This window comes from Streptomyces sp. NPDC001410 (assembly GCF_042895235.1).
Classification (GTDB): domain Bacteria; phylum Actinomycetota; class Actinomycetes; order Streptomycetales; family Streptomycetaceae; genus Streptomyces.
Genome location: NZ_JBIAWE010000014.1, coordinates 61,972 through 79,227 on the forward strand (window position 1 = coordinate 61,972; position 17,256 = coordinate 79,227).

At 70.8% G+C, this 17,256-nt stretch carries 13 protein-coding genes; 10 read left to right on the top strand and 3 right to left on the bottom strand.

What is annotated here, in order from left to right; genetic code table 11:
* Nucleotides 1-72 precede the first annotated feature (72 nt).
* The 5 genes from ACFY3C_RS29065 to ACFY3C_RS29085 all read left to right on the top strand — a co-directional run bounded on the left by ACFY3C_RS29065 (nt 73) and on the right by ACFY3C_RS29085 (nt 5,424).
* Nucleotides 73-621 (top strand): winged helix-turn-helix domain-containing protein, encoded by a 549-nt coding sequence (locus tag ACFY3C_RS29065; RefSeq protein WP_390772826.1) that lies wholly within the window; start codon nt 73-75, stop codon nt 619-621.
* Nucleotides 622-687: 66 nt separating this feature from the next.
* Nucleotides 688-1,713 carry an NAD-dependent epimerase/dehydratase family protein gene (locus tag ACFY3C_RS29070; protein WP_386574420.1) on the top strand — a complete coding sequence of 342 codons (1,026 nt, stop codon included), beginning with the start codon at nt 688-690 and terminating at the stop codon, nt 1,711-1,713.
* A 52-nt stretch (nt 1,714-1,765) separates the two neighbouring features.
* Nucleotides 1,766-3,037 carry a sensor domain-containing protein gene (locus ACFY3C_RS29075; RefSeq protein WP_390772827.1) on the top strand — a complete coding sequence of 424 codons (1,272 nt, stop codon included), beginning with the start codon at nt 1,766-1,768 and terminating at the stop codon, nt 3,035-3,037.
* Complete coding sequence (locus ACFY3C_RS29080) at nt 3,022-3,675, top strand: LuxR C-terminal-related transcriptional regulator (protein ID WP_390772828.1); 654 nt, start codon at nt 3,022-3,024, stop codon at nt 3,673-3,675. The genes ACFY3C_RS29075 and ACFY3C_RS29080 overlap by 16 nt, the downstream gene beginning before the upstream one ends.
* Before the next feature lie 174 nt (nt 3,676-3,849).
* Nucleotides 3,850-5,424, top strand: a complete 1,575-nt coding sequence (locus tag ACFY3C_RS29085; RefSeq protein WP_390772829.1) for a DUF1996 domain-containing protein — start codon at nt 3,850-3,852, stop codon at nt 5,422-5,424.
* Nucleotides 5,425-5,549: 125 nt separating this feature from the next.
* Here the strand turns inward: ACFY3C_RS29085 and ACFY3C_RS29090 are convergent, their stop codons facing one another.
* A complete protein-coding gene (locus tag ACFY3C_RS29090) occupies nt 5,550-5,942 on the bottom strand; it encodes a hypothetical protein (RefSeq protein ID WP_386574423.1) in 393 nt (130 codons plus the stop codon).
* Between the two features lie 97 nt (nt 5,943-6,039).
* Between ACFY3C_RS29090 and ACFY3C_RS29095 the strand changes: the two genes are divergently transcribed.
* From ACFY3C_RS29095 to ACFY3C_RS29115, 5 genes are all read left to right on the top strand, one after another.
* Nucleotides 6,040-6,558 (top strand): tetratricopeptide repeat protein, encoded by a 519-nt coding sequence (locus tag ACFY3C_RS29095; RefSeq protein ID WP_386574424.1) that lies wholly within the window; start codon nt 6,040-6,042, stop codon nt 6,556-6,558.
* Between the two features lie 49 nt (nt 6,559-6,607).
* Complete coding sequence (locus tag ACFY3C_RS29100) at nt 6,608-8,530, top strand: hypothetical protein (RefSeq protein ID WP_390772830.1); 1,923 nt, start codon at nt 6,608-6,610, stop codon at nt 8,528-8,530.
* Nucleotides 8,531-8,612: 82 nt separating this feature from the next.
* Complete coding sequence (locus ACFY3C_RS29105; RefSeq protein WP_386574426.1) at nt 8,613-9,509, top strand: metal-dependent hydrolase; 897 nt, start codon at nt 8,613-8,615, stop codon at nt 9,507-9,509.
* Nucleotides 9,509-10,531, top strand: coding sequence for a PDR/VanB family oxidoreductase (locus ACFY3C_RS29110; protein WP_386574428.1), 1,023 nt, complete (start codon nt 9,509-9,511; stop codon nt 10,529-10,531). Before ACFY3C_RS29105 ends, ACFY3C_RS29110 begins: the two co-directional genes overlap by 1 nt.
* A gap of 36 nt (nt 10,532-10,567) precedes the next feature.
* Nucleotides 10,568-11,284: a TetR/AcrR family transcriptional regulator gene (locus ACFY3C_RS29115; RefSeq protein WP_390772831.1), complete on the top strand. Its 717-nt coding sequence runs from the start codon at nt 10,568-10,570 to the stop codon at nt 11,282-11,284.
* Nucleotides 11,285-11,297: 13 nt separating this feature from the next.
* Here ACFY3C_RS29115 and ACFY3C_RS29120 read toward each other — a convergent pair whose 3' ends face one another.
* On the bottom strand, nt 11,298-11,660 hold the full coding sequence (locus tag ACFY3C_RS29120; protein WP_390772832.1) for a 5-carboxymethyl-2-hydroxymuconate Delta-isomerase: 363 nt from the start codon (nt 11,658-11,660) through the stop codon (nt 11,298-11,300).
* Nucleotides 11,661-11,693: 33 nt separating this feature from the next.
* Nucleotides 11,694-17,102, bottom strand: coding sequence for a pullulanase-type alpha-1,6-glucosidase (gene pulA, locus ACFY3C_RS29125; RefSeq protein WP_390772833.1), 5,409 nt, complete (start codon nt 17,100-17,102; stop codon nt 11,694-11,696).
* Nucleotides 17,103-17,256: the final 154 nt, after the last annotated feature.

The following is a 17,256-nucleotide window of genomic DNA, read 5'->3' on the forward strand; positions in this document are numbered from 1 at the left end:
ACCCCGGCCTTCGGCCAGCGCGCACGACGTACGTCCCCTGACGAACCTCTCGCGCGAAAGAGCTGACCTCTCATGGCGACCACTCGTTCCTTGCCCTCCGTCCCCGTCACCTCCCCCGCCCGGCACCGGCTGCGGGCCGTCGATCCCGACGAGGTGATCGATGTCGCGGAGTTCCTGCCGCCGGGCGCCACCTGGCTGCCCGCGCCCCAGCACACCCTGCCCACGCTGCCGGGCCGGCCGCCGATGGTCGGATACCTCGTCCTCATCCCGGCCGACCGCCCGCACACCGTGCCGGACGAGCATCCCGAGCACCCCGGCGACTTCGGCGACCCCTTCGTCCGCATCGACGCCGCGCAGCGCACCGCCTCGGTCGACGGCCGCGAACTCGACCTCACCTACCTGGAGTTCGAGCTGCTCGCCCACCTGGTGGCGCACCCGCACCGGGTGCACACCCGCGACCAGCTGGTCACCACCGTGTGGGGGTACGGCCACGTCGGCGACGGCCGCACCGTCGACGTGCACGTCGCCCGGCTGCGCCGCAAGCTGGGCGCCCAGCACCGCCAGACGATCCAGACCGTGCGCCGGGTCGGCTACAAGTACACACCGCCGACCGGGCGTTGACCCGGGCTGTCTGCCGACGGCAGACAGCCCTTCCCTCCTCGGCCCGTACCGGGCACGCTCCCCGGTATGAGACTTCTGGTGCTGGGCGGAACGGAGTTCGTGGGGCGGGCCGTCGTGGAGGCCGCGCTCGGGCGCGGCTGGGAGGTGACCGTCTTCCACCGGGGACGGCACCGGCCTCCCGAGGGGGTGCGGTCGCTGCACGGCGACCGCACCGCCGCCGACGGCCTGGCCGCCCTCGCCGCGGACGACACCACCTGGGACGCCGTGGTCGACACCTGGTCGGCCGCGCCCCGCGCCGTGCACGAGGCGGCACGGCTGCTGCGGGGCCGTGCCGGACGGTACGTGTACGTCTCCAGCCGGTCGGTGTACTCCTGGCCCTGGCCCCCGGGAGCAGGCGAGGACGCTCCGCTGGTCGAGGGCGCCGCCGCCGATGCCGAGTCGACCGACTACGCGCGCGACAAACGGGGCGGTGAACTGGCCGCCGTCGAGGCGTTGGGCACGGAGGGCTCGCTGCTGGTGCGGGCCGGGCTGATCCTCGGCCCGTACGAGAACGTGGGCAGGCTCCCCTGGTGGCTGACCCGGATCGCCCGCGGCGGCCCGGTCCTGGCACCCGGGCCGCACGATCTGCCGGTGCAGTACATCGACGTGCGCGACCTCGCCGACTGGCTCGTGGGCGCGGTGGAACAGAAGCTGAGCGGGCCGTACAACCTGGTGAGCCCGCCGGGCCACACCACGATGGGTGAGCTGCTGCGGGCGTGCGTCGACGTCACCGGCGCGGACGCCGAACTGCGCTGGACCGACCCGGAGATGATCCTGGACGCCGGGATCGAGCCGTGGACCGAGCTGCCGGTGTGGGTGCCGCCGGGCGGCGAGATGTACGACGCCGTGCACCGCGCGGACGTGTCCCGCGCCCTGGCCACGGGACTGGAGTGCCGGCCGGCCGGCGAGACCGTCGTGGACACCTGGCGGTGGCTGACCGAGATCGGCGGCACCGCGCCGCAGCGCCCGGACCGGACGGCCAAGGGCGTGGCCCCGGAGGTGGAGGCGAAGGTGCTGGCGGCGGGCGGGGGTGTAGCCGGCACCACCCCCTGACATGGGTCTTCGGCCCAGTGACCGGGGCCGGCGGGTCGGCGAGACTTGTGGCATGAACACCGAACCGAAGAGTGGCCGTGCCCGTGCGCGGACCCGAGAGGTACTGCTGGCCGCCGTACGGGGACTCACGCTGGCCGTGGCCGTGCTGCCCTTCTCGGTGCTGCTCCTCGTCCTGACCCTCGTCTCCGTCGCGCTCATCCCGCTCGGCGTCGGCATCGTCACGACTCCGCCGCTCCTGACCGCGGTGCGGGCCCTCGCGGACAATCGGCGGGAACTCGCGGCCGAGTGGTGCGGGGTGCGGATCCGGTCGGCTTACCGGCCGATCCACGCGGGCGCCAACCCATGGACGCGCACCTTCACCATGCTGCGCGACCCGCAGGTCCGGCGGGACGTGCTGTGGCTGCCGGTGGACATGACGGCCGGCTTTGTGACAGCGCTGCTGCCGGCCGTGCTGCTCTTCTACCCCTTCGAGGGGTTCGCCGTGGCGGCCGGCCTGTGGCGGGTGCTCGCGGACGGGCAGACCTACTGGTACGGCTTCGTGCCGGTCACCGACCAGCCGTCCGCGCTCGGCGCCGCCGCCACCGCCGCGGTCCTCCTGGTCGCCGCCTACCGCCTCACCCCGCGCCTGCTGACGGTCCACTTCAAGCTCACCCGGGCCGTCCTCGGCGCCGACCAGGGCGAACTCGCCGAGCGCGTACGCGTGTTGACCGAGACCCGACGCGACGCCGTCGACACCTCCGCCGCCGAGCTGCGCCGCATCGAGCGGGACCTGCACGACGGGGCGCAGGCCCGGCTGGTCGCGATGGGCATGGACCTCGGCACGATCGAGATGCTGCTGGACAGGGACCCGGCCCAGGCGAAGAAGCTCCTCTCCCAGGCCCGCCGGAACTCGGCCGAGGCCCTGGAGGAACTGCGCGACCTGGTCCGCGGCATCCATCCGCCGGTGCTGGCCGAGCGCGGACTCGGGGACGCCGTACGGGCGTTGGCGCTGCGGCTGCCCCTGCCGAGCGAGGTGAGCGTGGAGCTGTCCGGCCGCACGGACGCGCCCGTCGAGTCGGCCGCCTACTTCGCGGTCAGCGAGGTGCTCACCAACGCCGTCAAGCACTCCGGCGCCGACCGGCTCTGGGTGGACCTGCACCACGCCGGCGACACACTGCGGATCACGGTCACCGACAACGGCAGGGGCGGTGCCGTGATCGGGGCGGGCTCGGGGCTCGCCGGAGTAGAGCGGCGGCTCGGTACATTCGACGGCGTCCTGGCCGTCAGCAGCCCTGCGGGCGGTCCCACCCTGGTGACGATGGAGATCCCGTGCGTGTTGTCCTAGCCGAAGACCTCTTCCTGCTGCGCGACGGACTGGTCCGGCTGCTGGAGGCCTACGGCTTCGAGATCGCGGCGGCCGTCGAGTCCGGGCCCGAACTCACCCGGGCACTGGCCGAGTTGCAGCCGGACGTCGCCGTGGTCGACGTACGCCTGCCGCCCACGAACACCGACGAGGGGCTGCAGTGCGCGCTGCGGGCCCGGCAGGAGCGGCCCGGGCTGCCGGTGCTGGTCCTCTCCCAGCACGTGGAGCAGTTGTACGCGCGGGAGCTGCTCGCCGACGGCAGCGGCGGGGTGGGCTACCTGCTCAAGGACCGGGTCTTCGACGCCGACCAGTTCGTGGACGCCGTACGACGGGTGGCCGCGGGCGGTACGGCGATGGACCCGCAGGTGATCCAGCAGCTGCTGTCCCGGCGGGCGGCCGACGACCGGCCGCTCGGCAACCTCACCCCGCGGGAGCGGGAGGTGCTGGAGCTGATGGCGCAGGGCCGGTCGAACGCGGCTATCGCGGCCCAACTGGTGGTGACGGAACGGGCCATCGCCAAGCACACCTCCAACATCTTCGGCAAACTGGGTCTTGCGGTGTCGGACGACGACAATCGCCGCGTTCTGGCCGTGCTCGCCCACCTCGACCGCGACCGTTGAGCCGAAAGTCAACTTCCGCTGCTCAGGGGGCATTTGAGGCCCGAGTGCGGGGTAATCCTCTGACTAATTTGTGAGACGGCTGAACACCTCCGAGGCGGTGTCCGTATGGATGGACGCCGCTTCACTCCTGTCGGGCGCCTCGATGCTGCCCCGCAAGGAAGTCAGAGGAGTTCCATGGGACGCAACACACGAAAACGCCGTACGCCGCTGGCCACCAAGGCCATAGCCGCATCGGCGGCCCTAGCGCTCGGTGGGGGCGGGCTGATCTGGGCGAACTTCTACGCCTCGGCGCATGAGTCGAGCAACCAGTCGTGGGGAGGCAACCAGACCAAGGCCGCGACGGCGCAGGTCGCGACGATCTCCTGCCCGGACGTCGGTCAGAAGCTGACGAACGTGCCCTACCGGGCTCGCCAGGGCGTGGCGATGGAGCTGGCGAACCTCGACAAGCAGATCACCGAGGCCTACTCCCGGCTCGCCTCCACCCGGCAGTCGCAGACGAACGATCCGAGCTTCGTGCAGAACGCGATCGTCGGCCCCCTCAAGGACAAGCGGACCGCGACGATCGACCGGATCAGGATCGACATCCAGCGGGTCGGCGGTTCCTTCGACAACTCGCTCAAGCAGCTCGCCTCCTGTACGACGCAGACCGCCAACCAGACCACCGCCGGTGGCCAGCAGCAGAACGGCGGCCAGACGCAGAACACCGGTGGGCAGCAACAGACCGGTGGCCAGCAACAGACCGGTGGCCAGCAGCAGAACGGTGGCCAGCAGCAGAACGGTGGTCAGCAGCAGGCCGGCGGGCAGCAGCAGAACATCGGCGGGCAGGCCGGCAACGGCCCGGTCGCGGCCGACTTCGTGGACATCACGAAGGTCGCGCCGAACGTCCAGGGCAAGCCGCGCCAGCAGGGCAACGCCTCGACCGGTACGTTCACCACGCGCTGCGGTGTGAACGCGAACAAGAACCACAACACCGACAACGTGATCGTGGCGCCCGGCGTGGCCAACGGCGCGCACCACCTGCACGACTACGTCGGCAACCAGAAGGTCAACGCGTTCTCCAGCAACCAGACGTTCCTGCAGGCCGGCACCAGCTGCCAGAACCGCAGCGACCTGTCGTCGTACTACTGGCCGGTGGTCCGCGTGCAGGACGGCACGCAGGACTTCGACCAGAACGCGGACGGCGGTGGCAAGGAAGGCAACGTCGGCAAGATCCTGACGCCGGTCGCGGCGCAGATCAAGTACGTCGGCAGCCCGGCCGGCAAGGTCGTCGCGATGCCGCAGTTCCTGCGCATCATCACCGGTGACGCCAAGACCACCACCAACGGTCTGGCCAACGCCAACGCGCACTGGAGCTGCACCGGCTTCGAGAACAAGGTGCAGCTGACGTCGCAGTACCCGATCTGCCCGCAGGGCAGCAAGGTGGTGCGTACGTTCGCCTTCCAGAGCTGCTGGGACGGCCAGAACATCGACAGCGCCAACCACCGCACGCACGTGGCCTTCGCCGACCCGGCGAGCGGTGTCTGCGGGAACGGCTTCAAGGCGATCCCGCAGCTGACGATGCGCCTGGTGTACAACATCACCCCGCCGACCATCCAGAACGGCCAGGTGAAGAACGCCTACGCGGTGGACGGCTTCCCGGAGCAGCTCCACAAGCCGGCCACCGACCACGACGACTTCATCAGCGTCACGACCGGCGGCCTGGCGAACAAGATCGCGAACTGCATCAACAACGGTCAGCGATGCGCGTAGTGACCACGTAGTGGCCACGTAGTGGCAACCCCCCGGGAAAGCGGGCGGTGGGAATCTCCCACCGCCCGCTTTTCTTGTGCCCCGTCTTTTTTCTTGTGCGCCGCTTTTCTTGTGCCCCGAACAGGTCAGCCGCTGTGGGCGTGGTGGTTCGCGCCCACCTCGACGTCGCCGCCGAGCGTGCCGCGCAGCGCCTTGACGACCCCGTCGTCGCCGACGGCGACCCACTTGCGGCCGACGAGGTAGAAACCGCCGTAGTCCTTGGCGTCGTTGATCCACTCGCGCTGGCCGCGGTCGGTGGCGAAGGTGGCGAGGATGAACTGCCCGTCGGTGTTCTTGCAGATGGCCTGGCGGATCTCGTCGGCGTCGGTCTGCATGTTCGGCTTGCACTTCACCTCGGCGGCCAGGCTCTCCAGACTGCCCGTGGCGGTGGGCGGCACCGCCTTCGAGTCGCCGCTCGACCCACAGCCCACCAGGGTCAGTGCCGCAGCGGCGCCGATCATCAGTCGCGTCAACCTCATCCGTTCCTCCGGTCCTGGTGGGCCAAGCATGCCCCAGCCCCTTCGGATACGGCTCCGGACCGCGGTGCGCTCAAATCCGGTGCCGGGGTGGGCACGGGTGTGCGAGGGTGACCCGGTGAACCAAGACTGGGAAGACCGCGTGACCGCCGCCTGGGCGACCTTCGACGAGTACCCCGAGGAGCGGGCGGCCGAGTTCCGCGCCGTGATCGACAAGCTCGTCGCCGAACTGCCCGACGGCAGTCCGCTGGCCCCGTTCGAGCAGGCCTGCGCCTGGGACTCCACCGGACACTCGGACAAGGCGGCGCCGCTGTACCGGGAGGCGCTGGCGGGCGGGCTGAGCGGTTACAAGGGACGCCGGGCCAAGATCCAGCTGTCGTCCTCCCTGCGGAACATCGGGCAGGCCGAGGAGGGCGTCAAGCTCCTCACCCCCGAACTGGACGCGCCCTCGGACGAGTTGGACGACGCCGTACGGGCCTGTCTCGCCCTGTGCCTGTCCAGCCTGGGCCGCGACCGCGAGGGCCTCTCCCTCGTGCTCGGCGCCCTCGCCCCTCATCTGCCCCGCTACCAGCGGTCGATGGCCAACTACGCGCGGCTGCTGGTCGAACCGGAAGAGTGAGTCACCCGCTTGGCGGTGACCGATCAACGGCTCGCTCGTTCTTCCGGACGTGCAGTCACAGGATGTAGCCCAGCGTCACGCACCCTCCTCCGCCGGGGCCACCGGCCCGGTCGTCAACGTCGAACAGGCCGAGGCCGCGCTCGTCGAGCATTACCCTCGGCTGGTCCGGCTCACCCATCTGGTACTGCCGCCGGCCCTCGGCCGCAGCCGCCGGGTGCTGACGGCCCACGCCCTGGTCCAGCGCGCCCTGCCCCGGGGCCGCAAGCAGACGTCCGTGATCCCGGCCCAGTCCACGGGCCGGGAGGGCGACCCCGGGTACGCCTTCCTGCGGCTCCGGGTCCTGCGTGCGGCGCTGGAGGCGGCCCGCCCCCGCAAGGGCCGGCCGCGGCTCTCCCAACTGCCGCCGCTGCTCCCGCAGGTGTGGGGGCTGCGCCTGTTCCCGCGCTCCGGCGGCGCCGACGAGCTGGCCCTGGACCAGCGGCTGTCCGCCCTGTCCGGCCCGGCCCGCGCCGCGTACGTGCTGCGCGGCCTGGAGAAGCTGCCCGACGCGGACATCCGCAGGATCCTCAAGTCCGCCGGGGTCGACCACCCCGAGTCCGCGCTGGCGGAGGCCAACGGGGTGCCCGCGCAGGACGCGCTGCTCACCTCCCCCGAGTTCGACCCCTGCTGTCTGCAGGCCCGGCCCACCGACCTGATGCGCCGCCGCCAGCACACCAAGGCCGCGCTCGCCGCGGCCGCCGCGCTCGCGGTGTGCGGGGCGCTGGTGGCCATGCCGGGCGGCGGCTGGGGCCCGGACGGCGCCGCCGCGCCCGTCTACGCGGAGAACCCGGCGGCCGAGGCGGCCCTGGACCCCGGCAAGCTCACCCGCGTCGCCCCGACGGCGTGGGAGTCGGCGGCCCGCGACGACTTCTCCGTGTGGCCCGCACGCGGCCCGCTCACCGGCGACAAGGCCCTGCTGCGCCGCGCCCTCGCCGTCTGGGCCCGGCCCGGAGAGACGGTCCGTGTCTCGGCCACCCCCGGCACCCAGACCGGCGCCCCGGCCGGCCCGCCCCAGCTGCTGTACGCGGGCGAGGTGGACAACGCGCGCGTGGCGGTCCTCTACGACGGCCTGCGCGTCGCCCGCTACGCCGAGCCCATGGACGGCACCGCCGGCGCCGCCCTCGACTTCGCCCGCGTCGACGGCGCGACCGGCGCCGAGGCGAGCGCGCTGGTGCTCGGCCGCTCCGACGGCAACGTCCGCTACCTGACCGCCCCCTGGGTGAAGAAGGCCGCCGAGCGGGACCTGACGAAGCCGGACGCGGCCGCGACACCCCTCACCGTCACCGACGGCGTCACCACACCGATGGCCAGCTCCGCCCTGCAGCCCGGCAGCTGCACCTCGTGGAACGTGCTCCAGCTGACCGACGCCTCCGGCACCCGACTCGCCGCGGACCTCGGCGAGCTGGTCCCGGCCCACCTCACCGCCGGACGCCCGGGTGCCACCGGTGAGGCTTCCGGCGCGGAAGGGCTGCGCGCCTGGGCACCGTTCGCCTGCTCGCTGACCGCGGAACGCTCCGCGGGGGTGCGCAGCGTCAACGCCTGGGCGTTCGCGAACCAGCCGCTGCCCGACGGGAGCGGGGCGGCCGAGTGGGTGTGCACCAGGGCCGAGACCTGGCGCGGCGACGGTACGGCCGCGCTGGCCCAGTTCCGGACGCCGGGCGGGCCGGTCGGCGCGGTCGTGGCCAAGGGCACGGACGTACGGGCCTGCGGTCCGCGCGACCCGCACGTCCTGGCCGGGGTGCTGTGGAAGTCCCGCGCCGGGAACTGGTACCTGCTGGCCGCGGGCAGCCAGGACACCGCGTCGATCCGGGCGACGGGCGGGGTCACCGCGTCCGGCCCGGGACCACTGCTGGTGGCCCGGGCCGAGCAGGGGGCGCAGGCGCAGCTGAAGGGCACCCTGACGGACGGCAGCCCGGTCAGCGGACTGCACTAGCGGACTGCGCTAGCTGACACTCGCGTCAACAAGGTGCTGCACGGGGGTTCTCAGATGACCTACCCGTCAGTACATTGACGCCATGTCTAACACGCAGGCCCGGCCGGTGGAGTCCGAGCGCATACCGCTCAAGGCCCGCAATGTGTCCTTCTCCTGGGAGGACACACCGCTGCACTGGGTGCCCGGCGACCCGTTCACCACGCACACGATCAACGTGCTGCACCTGCTGCTGCCCGCCGGCGAACGGTGGTTCGTGCATGTGTACAAGCAGGTGCTGCCGCTCATCCGGGACGACCGGCTCCGCGAGGACGTCGTCGGCTTCATCGGGCAGGAGGCGATGCACTCCCAGGCCCATGACGAGGTCCTGCCGCATCTGAGGGAGCAGGGGCTCGACCCGACGCCGTACACCGCGCAGGTCGACTGGTTCTTCGAGAAGCTGCTCGGCGACCGCACCCTGCCGCCGGGCCGGGCGCGCCGCTGGTGGCTGCTGGAGCGGGTCGCGCTGATCGCGGCCATCGAGCACTACACCGCCTTCCTCGGCGACTGGGTGCTCAACGCAGCCGAGCTGGATCGGCGCGGCGCCGACCCGACCATGCTGGACCTGCTGCGCTGGCACGGCGCCGAGGAGGTCGAGCACCGCTCCGTCGCCTTCGACCTGTTCATGCATGTCGACGGCAGCTACCGGCGCCGGGTGCGCACCTGGGCGACGGCCTTCAGCGCGCTGGTGTTCCTGTGGCAGCGCGGGGTCCGCTTCTTCATGGAGAACGACCCCACCCTGGTGGACGGCAAGGCCTCCTTCAAGGAGTTCCATCTGAGCGGCCGCCGGGGCACCCTGCCCACGACCGGCGCCATGCTCAAGTCCATCCCGCGCTACCTCAGCCACGCCTACCACCCCTCCCAGGAAGGCTCGACCGCCCAGGCGGTCGCCTACCTGGCCTCCTCCCCCGCCGCGCGCGCGGCCGAAAAGACGGGGTCGTGATGCCGAAGCTGCGCACCGTCGCGCTCGTCGCGGGCGCCGCCCTGCTGACCCGGCGCGCCCTGCGCCGCCGCATCCAGGCCTCGCCGCTGTGGCCGCTGCCCGCGCTGGAGGAACCGACCTCGGGCCGGCCTCGCTCACGGGCGCTGAGGCTGCTGGTGACCTCGCACGAGACGGTGGCCGACGGGGTCGTACAACTCCGGCTCGAAGGCTCGGAGTTGCCTCGCTGGGAGCCCGGTGCGCATCTCGACGTCGTTCTGCCGTCGGGGCTCGTGCGGCAGTACTCGCTGTGCGGCGACCCGGAGGACACCTCGTCGTACACCGTCGCGATCCGGCTCGTCGAGGACGGGCGGGGTGGCTCGCGCGAGGTGCACGAGCAGGTCACGGAGGGCATGGAGCTGGAGGTGCGGGGGCCGCGAAACCGCTTCCCACTGGTCGGGGCGCCGTCGTACGTCTTCGTCGCCGGCGGGATCGGGATCACCCCGCTGCTGCCGATGCTGCGGGCGCTTCCCGAAGGCACGGACTTCCGGCTGCTGTACGCCGGTCGGACGCGGGCGTCGATGCCGTTCCTGGAGGAGGTCGAGAAGCTGGGCCGGGACCGAGTGGCCGTGGTCGAGGGGCAGCCCGATCTCGACGCACTGCAGGTGCCGGAGGGAGCCGTCGTCTACTGCTGCGGGCCGGAGGGGCTCATGGCAGCCGTCGAGGAGCGCTTCCCGCAGGTCCGCCTGGAGCGGTTCGCACCGCGCACCTCGGCCGACGGCAACCACGCGTTCGAGGTCGAACTCCGCCGCAGCGGGCGGACGTTGACGGTGCCCGCAGACTCCACCGTGCTGGCCACCGTACGCCGTGAACTGCCGGACACCGCCTACTCCTGCGAGCAGGGTTTCTGCGGGACCTGCCAACAGCGGGTGCTGGAGGGCGAGGTGGACCACCGGGACGAGCTGCTGACGGATGCGGAGCGTGCCGACTCGATGCTGATCTGCGTATCGCGGGCCCGGAGTGATCGCTTGGTGCTCGACATGTGATCACTGACGACCGAATCCGGTCGGTAAGGTGTGCGCATGAGTACCGGGGTTCGCCGCAGGATGGGCGTCGAGGAGCGGCGGCAGCAGCTGATCGGTGTCGCACTCGACCTGTTCAGCCGCCGTTCGCCCGACGAGGTCTCGATCGACGAGATAGCGTCGGCGGCGGGCATCTCGCGCCCGCTGGTCTACCACTACTTCCCCGGCAAACTCAGCCTGTACGAAGCCGCGTTGAAGCGGGCCTCGGAGGATCTGGCGGCCCGCTTCGCGGAGCCGCACGAGGGCTCGCTCGGGGCCAGGCTGCTGCGCGTGATGCGCCGCTTCTTCGACTTCGTGGACGAGCACGGGCCCGGCTTCTCGGCCCTGATGCGCGGCGGCCCGGCCGTGCCCGCGGACGGAGTCCGCTCAATAGAACACGTCTCGACGACCAACGCCCTCATCGACTCCGTACGGCAGGCCGCCTACGAGCAGATCCTCGCGCATCTGGGCGTCACCGAGGCACCCGCGCGCATGGAGCTGGTCGTCCGCTCCTGGATCTCGCTCGCCGAGTCGACGGCGCTGATCTGGCTGGACGGCCGCCGCATCCCGCGTGCCGAGCTGGAGCTGCAGCTCGTGCACGACTTCGCCGCGTTGGTGGCGGTGAGCGCCGCCCACGACGCGGACATGGCCGCCCTGCTGCGCACCATGGTCAAGGACGAGCCGGCCGACGGGCCCTTCGCGGAGCTCGTCGGCCGGCTGATGTCCCTGGCGCCCTGAGGGGCGAGGACCGCTACCGGTCGAACTTCCGGTACGACGGATCCAGGTCGCGGATCTCGGCGGAGGCGTGCAGGGCGAAGCGCTTGTCCGCCACGTGCCCCCGGAGCAGGTCCAGCACCGCCTCCGTGAGCCTCGCCTTCGTCTCGTCGCTGCGGCCGGCGAGGAGCCCGATGGTCACGTGCACGATGGCGTGCCCGTGCTCCGCCGGGTCCTCGTACCCGTACGCCGTGAGTGCGCTCGGCCGGAACTGCGTCTTGCAGGCCTCCGGCTTGGCCGCCGCGATCTCCACGGTCGCCTCGTGCAGCGCCCGCGCGAAACCGGCGCGGTCGAAGGCGGCCTCCATCGTGTTCGAGTAGTCGACGGTGATCTGCGGCATGAGCACTCCTGTTCTACGGCGACGGGGCCGACCCTACTTCGCCGCCCGGGTGAAGACCGTCACCGTCCGCGCGGGAACGGTGAACGTGCCCGAGTCGGCGGCGTAGGAGGAGGTCTTCACCACCGCGTCGCTGCCGGCCGCCTGCACCGGGTGCAGCCGGTAGGCCGTCCCGGCGAGGGCGCCGATCCGCTGGTCCTGCTGCTGCGGGGTGGCGTTGAAGACCACGACCAGGTCACCGAGCTGCATGGTGATCACGCCCGGCGTCTCGTCCTTGCCGGACAGCGGGAAGGACAGCCGGTCCTGCACCTGCGCGGCCGTGCCGAGGGAGAACGCCTTCTCCGTCGTACGGATCCTCAGCAGGACCTGGTAGGCGGCCGAGGAGCCGGTGATCTGCGGGCAGCCCACCAACACCGCGCCGAGCAGCGGCTTGGCGTAGGTCCACTTGGACTGGTTGTCCGCCGCCATGGGCAGGCCTCGCCCGAAGCCGTTGCCGTCGACGCAGTTCCAGTGGATGGCGTTGAACCAGTCGCCGCTGTCGAAGGAGTTGCGGTCCAGCGACTTCGAGCGCAGCAGGTCGGTGCCCGCCTGGGAGAGGGACGGCCCCTGCGAGAGGGCGGCCGTGGCCATCGCCAGCACCTGCATCCGGGCCCGGTCGGACGCCGAGGTGTCCTTGGGCAGCTTGTAGGTGAGGGCGTCGAACAGCGACTCGTTGTCGTGCGCGTCCACGTAGGCGAGGGCGTCGCCGGGTGCGTCCGCGTATCCGGCGGGCGAGCCGTTGTAGTCGACCTCGGAGCCCTTGACCTCCTTGCCGTCGGTGTCGGTGAAGGCGAAGGACTTCAGGTTGCCGCTCAGACCGACCTTGATCAGGTCCTGGTAGTGCAGCAGCCGGGCCTTCTGTTCGGCCGAAGTACCGTTCGCCGCCGATCCGTTGGGGTCGGTGTAGAGCCCGGACGCGAAGCCCTGGATGCCGGGGTCCGAGTCGAAGGGGCCGCCGCCGCGCACGGCGTCACGGGCGCGGTCGGAGAAGGTGGCGATGCCGGTGCCGGCCATGTTCTGCTGCGTGGCCTGCACGAACCGGGCGTCGTTCGCGACCTCTCCGAAGTTCCAGCCCTCGCCGTACAAGATGATCTTCTTGCCGTCGACGCCGTCCTTGTCGAGGGTCAGCGCGTCGAGGGCCTTGCGCACCGCCAGGATGTTGGCCTTCGGGTGGTGACCCATGAGGTCGAAGCGGAACCCGTCGACCTTGTACTCCTTGGCCCAGGTGACGATCGAGTCCACGACCAGCTTGCCCATCATCGCGTTCTCGGGCGCGGTGTTGGAGCAGCAGGTGCTGTTGGCGACGCTGCCGTCGGCAAGAAGCCGCTGGTAGTAGCCGGGCACGACCTTGTCCAGGACGGAGGTGTCCGCCTGGCCGCTGGCTGCCGTGTGGTTGTAGACGACGTCCATCACGACCCGGAGGCCGTCGTCGTTGAGCGCCTTGACCATCTTGCGGAACTGGACGGTACGGGCGGTGCCGTCCGGGTCGGTGGCGTACGAGCCCTCGGGGACCGTGTAGTGGTACGGGTCGTAGCCCCAGTTGTAGGCGTCCTTCGCGGCGATCTTCGCCACGCACTCCTGCTGCTTGTCGGAGTCGGCCGCGTAGGAGGCCAGGTCGCAGTCGGTCCTCGCCTGGTCGGCCTTCTTCTCGGGGATGGTGGCGATGTCGAAGGCGGGCAGCAGGTGCACGTACGAGGTGCCCGACTTCGCCAGCTGCCGCAGGTGCTTCGAGCCGTCGCTGTCCTTGTCGGTGAAGGCCAGGTAGGTGCCCTGGTCCTTCGCCGGGACGGTCTTGTCGGCGACCGAGTAGTCCCGGATGTGCAGCTCCTGGATCTGCGCGTCCTTCAGCGGTACGGCCCTGGGCTTGTGCAGACCCGTCCAGCCGCTCGGGGCGAGGGACCGGTCGTTCAGGTCGACGACCAGGCTGCGCTCGGAGTTCGCGGTGAGCGCGACCGAGTACGGGTCGGTGACCTTGTTGGTGACCACCTTGCGGACGCTGGGCGCCCAGACCTTCACGACGTACCGGTAGGCCTTGCCCTTCCAGGACGCGGGGCCGGTGACGGACCAGACGCCGGTGGTGGCGTTGCGGTGCATCTTCACGGCCGTGCCGGCCAGGTCGAGGCGGACCGACTGTGCCGTCGGCGCCCACACGGAGAGGGTCGGCCTCCCGTCGTGGAAGACCGGGCCGAGGCTGCTCTTCGTCGCGCCGGAGTACAGGTCGTCCAGCACGCCGGCGATCTGCACCCCGGTCGCGGCCAGCACAGCACCGTTCGCCGCACGCTGCGAGGCCACGAGCTGTCCGCCGAGCGCCGGGCGGACCCGGTCGCGGTCACGCGGGTCGACGGACCAGGCGGTGTAGTTCTTCAGGTGCGGGAACTTCGCCTTCTGGGCGTCGGTGAGCGTGGTCTTCGTCAGCCGCAGCCAGCGCTCGTCGTCGCTGGTCAGCGCCCCGTCCTTGACGGCGATGGAGCCGTCGTGGGAGTACAGCAGCTGGGTGGAGACGGCGCCGTCGACGCCGTTCCAGGCGACGGTGTTCCGGTCGATCCAGACCGCCTTGGACGTGGTCAGGTCGAGGGCGGCCGCGCTGCCCGCGGGCTGCGGCAGCAGGTACTTCTCCTGGCCGTTCAACAGCCACACCTCGTAGCCGTTGGACTTGAGGTCCAGCGACTGGTCGGCGGGCAGATCCTTGTCGTCGCCCTTGTGGATGATGTAGCTGAGGCTGGTGGCACCGTCGCTGAGCGGCACCTCGAAGACCGCGCCATAGGCATCAGTCTTCACCGGCTTCAGGGGGTTCGACCAGTCGGTGGGGTTCGCGGCGCCCGTCCAGACGTGCAGGCCCCAGCCGTCGTAGTTGCCGTCGGCGCGGTGGTAGTGGATGACCGCCTTGGCCTTGTCCTGGGCGGGATAGTCGGGCCGCTCGGTGAGGACGTCCGCCTTGCCCTGCTCGACCCAGACCTCACCGGTCTTGGTGACATCGATGGACCGGTCGGCGGAGACGTCCTTGTTGCCGTCCTTGTCGATGACCAGGAAGCCGACGTTCGAGGCGCCCGGCTTCAGCTTGACGTAGGCGAAGGCGCCGTAGGCGTCGCGGCCGACGAAGGGGTGGCTGTTCGGCCAGTTGGTCGACTCGCCGTCGGCGAGGTCGCCCCAGGCGTACAGGCCCCAGTTGGCGTAGTCGCCGTCGGTGCGCTTGTAGTGGACGATCGCGTAGTCCCGGGAGGAGGCCGTGGGGACCTCGGGTGCGGCCGGGGTGCCGGTGGTGCTGCTCGCCAGGGTGCTCGCGGTGTGCCCGGCCGAGTCGATCACGACCGCCTTGTAGCGCAGGGCGGTCCCGGCGGGTACGTCCTTGCCGATGACCTGGGTGACCTTGTAGGGGGCGTGGTCGGCGGAGCCGAGCGTCTTCCACGCGCCGCCTCCGACCTGGGCGGCGAAGACCACGCGGTTGAGCTGACCGCCGTCGACGTCGGCGGTGACGTCCACGGTGCCGGTGGCTCCGGCGGCCGGGGCCGTCAGCGTGATCGTCGGCTTCGCGGCGGGTGCGGCGAGGGTACCGGTGGCTTTGAGGACCACGGCGGAACCGGCCGGGACGGTGACGGCGAGCTTGCGGTCGGCGTCGGACTTCACCGTGTCGGAGGTCCCGTAGACGCCCTGGTACGCCATGTCCGCCGAGCCGGTGGAGAAGGTCGCGGACTTCTCGCTGTCGGCGTTGTTGAACGCGACGACGTACTCGGCGCCGGTCTTCGCGTCCGTACGGGTGAAGGCGTAGACGCCGGCCCCGTCGGCCGCGTACCGCTCGGTCTGGACACCGTCGGTCAGCGCCGGGTTGTTCTTGCGGAGCGTCGAGAGGGCGGCGATCTCCTTGTAGAGCGGCGCCTTCGTGGCGTACGCGTCGCTCGCGTGGGTGCGGTCGGTGCCGATCTCGTCGTCGTCCAGGTAGTCGGCGACCTTGGAGGCGAACATCGTCTGGCGGGCGTCCTTGTCGCCGCCGGAGCCGGTGAAGCCCTGCTCGTCGCCGTAGTAGACGACCGGGTTGCCGCGGCTGAGGAACATCAGCTCGTTGGCGAGCCTGTCCTTGCGCAGGATCTCGGCGTCACCGGCCTTCGGGTTGTCCTGCTTCAGGAAGTACCCGATGCGGCCCATGTCGTGGTTGCCGAGGAAGGTGACCTGCTCGTACGCGTTGGCCTTGGCGGTCGTGTACTTGTAGTCGTCACCGAAGACGCTCGCCAGTCGCTGTGCGCTGCCGCCCTGGGAGGCGTAGGAGCGGGCCGCGTCCTGGAAGGGGAAGTCGAGGGTGGCGTCCAGCCGGCCCTGGGTGACGTACGGGGACGTGATGGACGGGTCCGCCGAGTAGACCTCGCCGAACATGAAGAAGTTCTTCCGCCCGTGCGCGGCCGCGTACTTGTCGAGCGCGGTGGCCCACTGGGTCCAGAACTCCATGTTCACGTGCTTCACGGTGTCGATCCGGAAGCCGTCGACGCCGAAGTCCTTCACCCAGCGCTGGTAGATCTTCTCCATGCCGCTGACGACCTCGGGACGCTCGGTCCACAGGTCGTCCAGGCCGGAGAAGTCGCCGTAGGTGGTGGACTCGCCGGCGTACGTCGAGTCACCCCGGTTGTGGTACATCGTCGGGTCGTTGAGCCAGGCCGGGACCTTGCTGTTGCTGGTCACCTTCGGCGTGCGCGGGAAGGAGTCGGCGTCGACGGCCGGGAACTTCCTCTTGCCGTCCGCGTAGTCGGCGTCGTCGAAGGGCCGCCCGTCCTTGGTCAGGTACGGGAAGGCGCCCTTGGAGAGGTAGTCGTAGGACTTCTCCTTGTAGTCCACGACGTCGGCGGTGTGGTTGGTGATGACGTCGAAGAAGACCTTCATGCCCTTGGCGTGCGCCTTGGAGATGAGGGTCTGGAGGTCCTGGTTCGTCCCGAAGTGCGGGTCGACCTGGGTGAAGTCGGTGATCCAGTAGCCGTGGTAGCCGGCGGAGGCGTTGCTGCCCGTGCCCTGCACCGGGCGGTTCTTGAAGATCGGCGCCATCCAGATGGCGGTGGTGCCGAGGCCCTTGATGTAGTCGAGCCGCTTGGTCAGGCCCTTGAGGTCGCCGCCCTGGTAGAAGCCCTTGTCGGTGGGGTCGTAGCCGGTGCTCAGGCGTGAACCGGTCAACCCGCCGCGGTCGTTGGACCTGTCGCCGTTGGCGAAACGGTCCGGCATGACGAAGTAGAACTGCTCGCGGGTGTCGTCGTGCCGGGCGGGCTGAGCCGCGAGCTTGGCGTCCGAAGGGGGCGGCGGGGGCGGGGCGTCCGCGTGGGCCGCGAGCGGCGTCACGAGGGCTGCTGCGAGCGCGGCGACGGCGACGGCCGCGACCCGTCTGACGTGGGCGGTTCGGCGCGTCGGGGGCGCCGGCCATCTCGGTATCACAGGCGGGAACTCCTTGCGAATGCGGCTCTCTTGGGTCCGACCCCGCGCGACCGTACCGCTGTCGAAAGGTTTACAGCAAGACCCTTGAAATTCATAGCAAGAAGTTTCAGCGTCAACCTTGACGTCCCCTTCTCAACTGCCCCACGCTCACGGG

What these genes read in the sequence shown, in the direction of transcription:
- ACFY3C_RS29065 (WP_390772826.1), top strand. Translation starts at nt 73, where the DNA reads ATGGCGACCACTCGTTCCTTGCCCTCCGTCCCCGTCACCTCCCCCGCC.
- ACFY3C_RS29070 (WP_386574420.1), top strand. Translation starts at nt 688, where the DNA reads ATGAGACTTCTGGTGCTGGGCGGAACGGAGTTCGTGGGGCGGGCCGTC.
- ACFY3C_RS29075 (WP_390772827.1), top strand. Translation starts at nt 1,766, where the DNA reads ATGAACACCGAACCGAAGAGTGGCCGTGCCCGTGCGCGGACCCGAGAG.
- ACFY3C_RS29085 (WP_390772829.1), top strand. Translation starts at nt 3,850, where the DNA reads ATGGGACGCAACACACGAAAACGCCGTACGCCGCTGGCCACCAAGGCC.
- ACFY3C_RS29090 (WP_386574423.1), bottom strand. Translation starts at nt 5,942, where the DNA reads ATGAGGTTGACGCGACTGATGATCGGCGCCGCTGCGGCACTGACCCTG.
- ACFY3C_RS29105 (WP_386574426.1), top strand. Translation starts at nt 8,613, where the DNA reads ATGTCTAACACGCAGGCCCGGCCGGTGGAGTCCGAGCGCATACCGCTC.
- ACFY3C_RS29110 (WP_386574428.1), top strand. Translation starts at nt 9,509, where the DNA reads ATGCCGAAGCTGCGCACCGTCGCGCTCGTCGCGGGCGCCGCCCTGCTG.
- ACFY3C_RS29115 (WP_390772831.1), top strand. Translation starts at nt 10,568, where the DNA reads ATGAGTACCGGGGTTCGCCGCAGGATGGGCGTCGAGGAGCGGCGGCAG.
- ACFY3C_RS29120 (WP_390772832.1), bottom strand. Translation starts at nt 11,660, where the DNA reads ATGCCGCAGATCACCGTCGACTACTCGAACACGATGGAGGCCGCCTTC.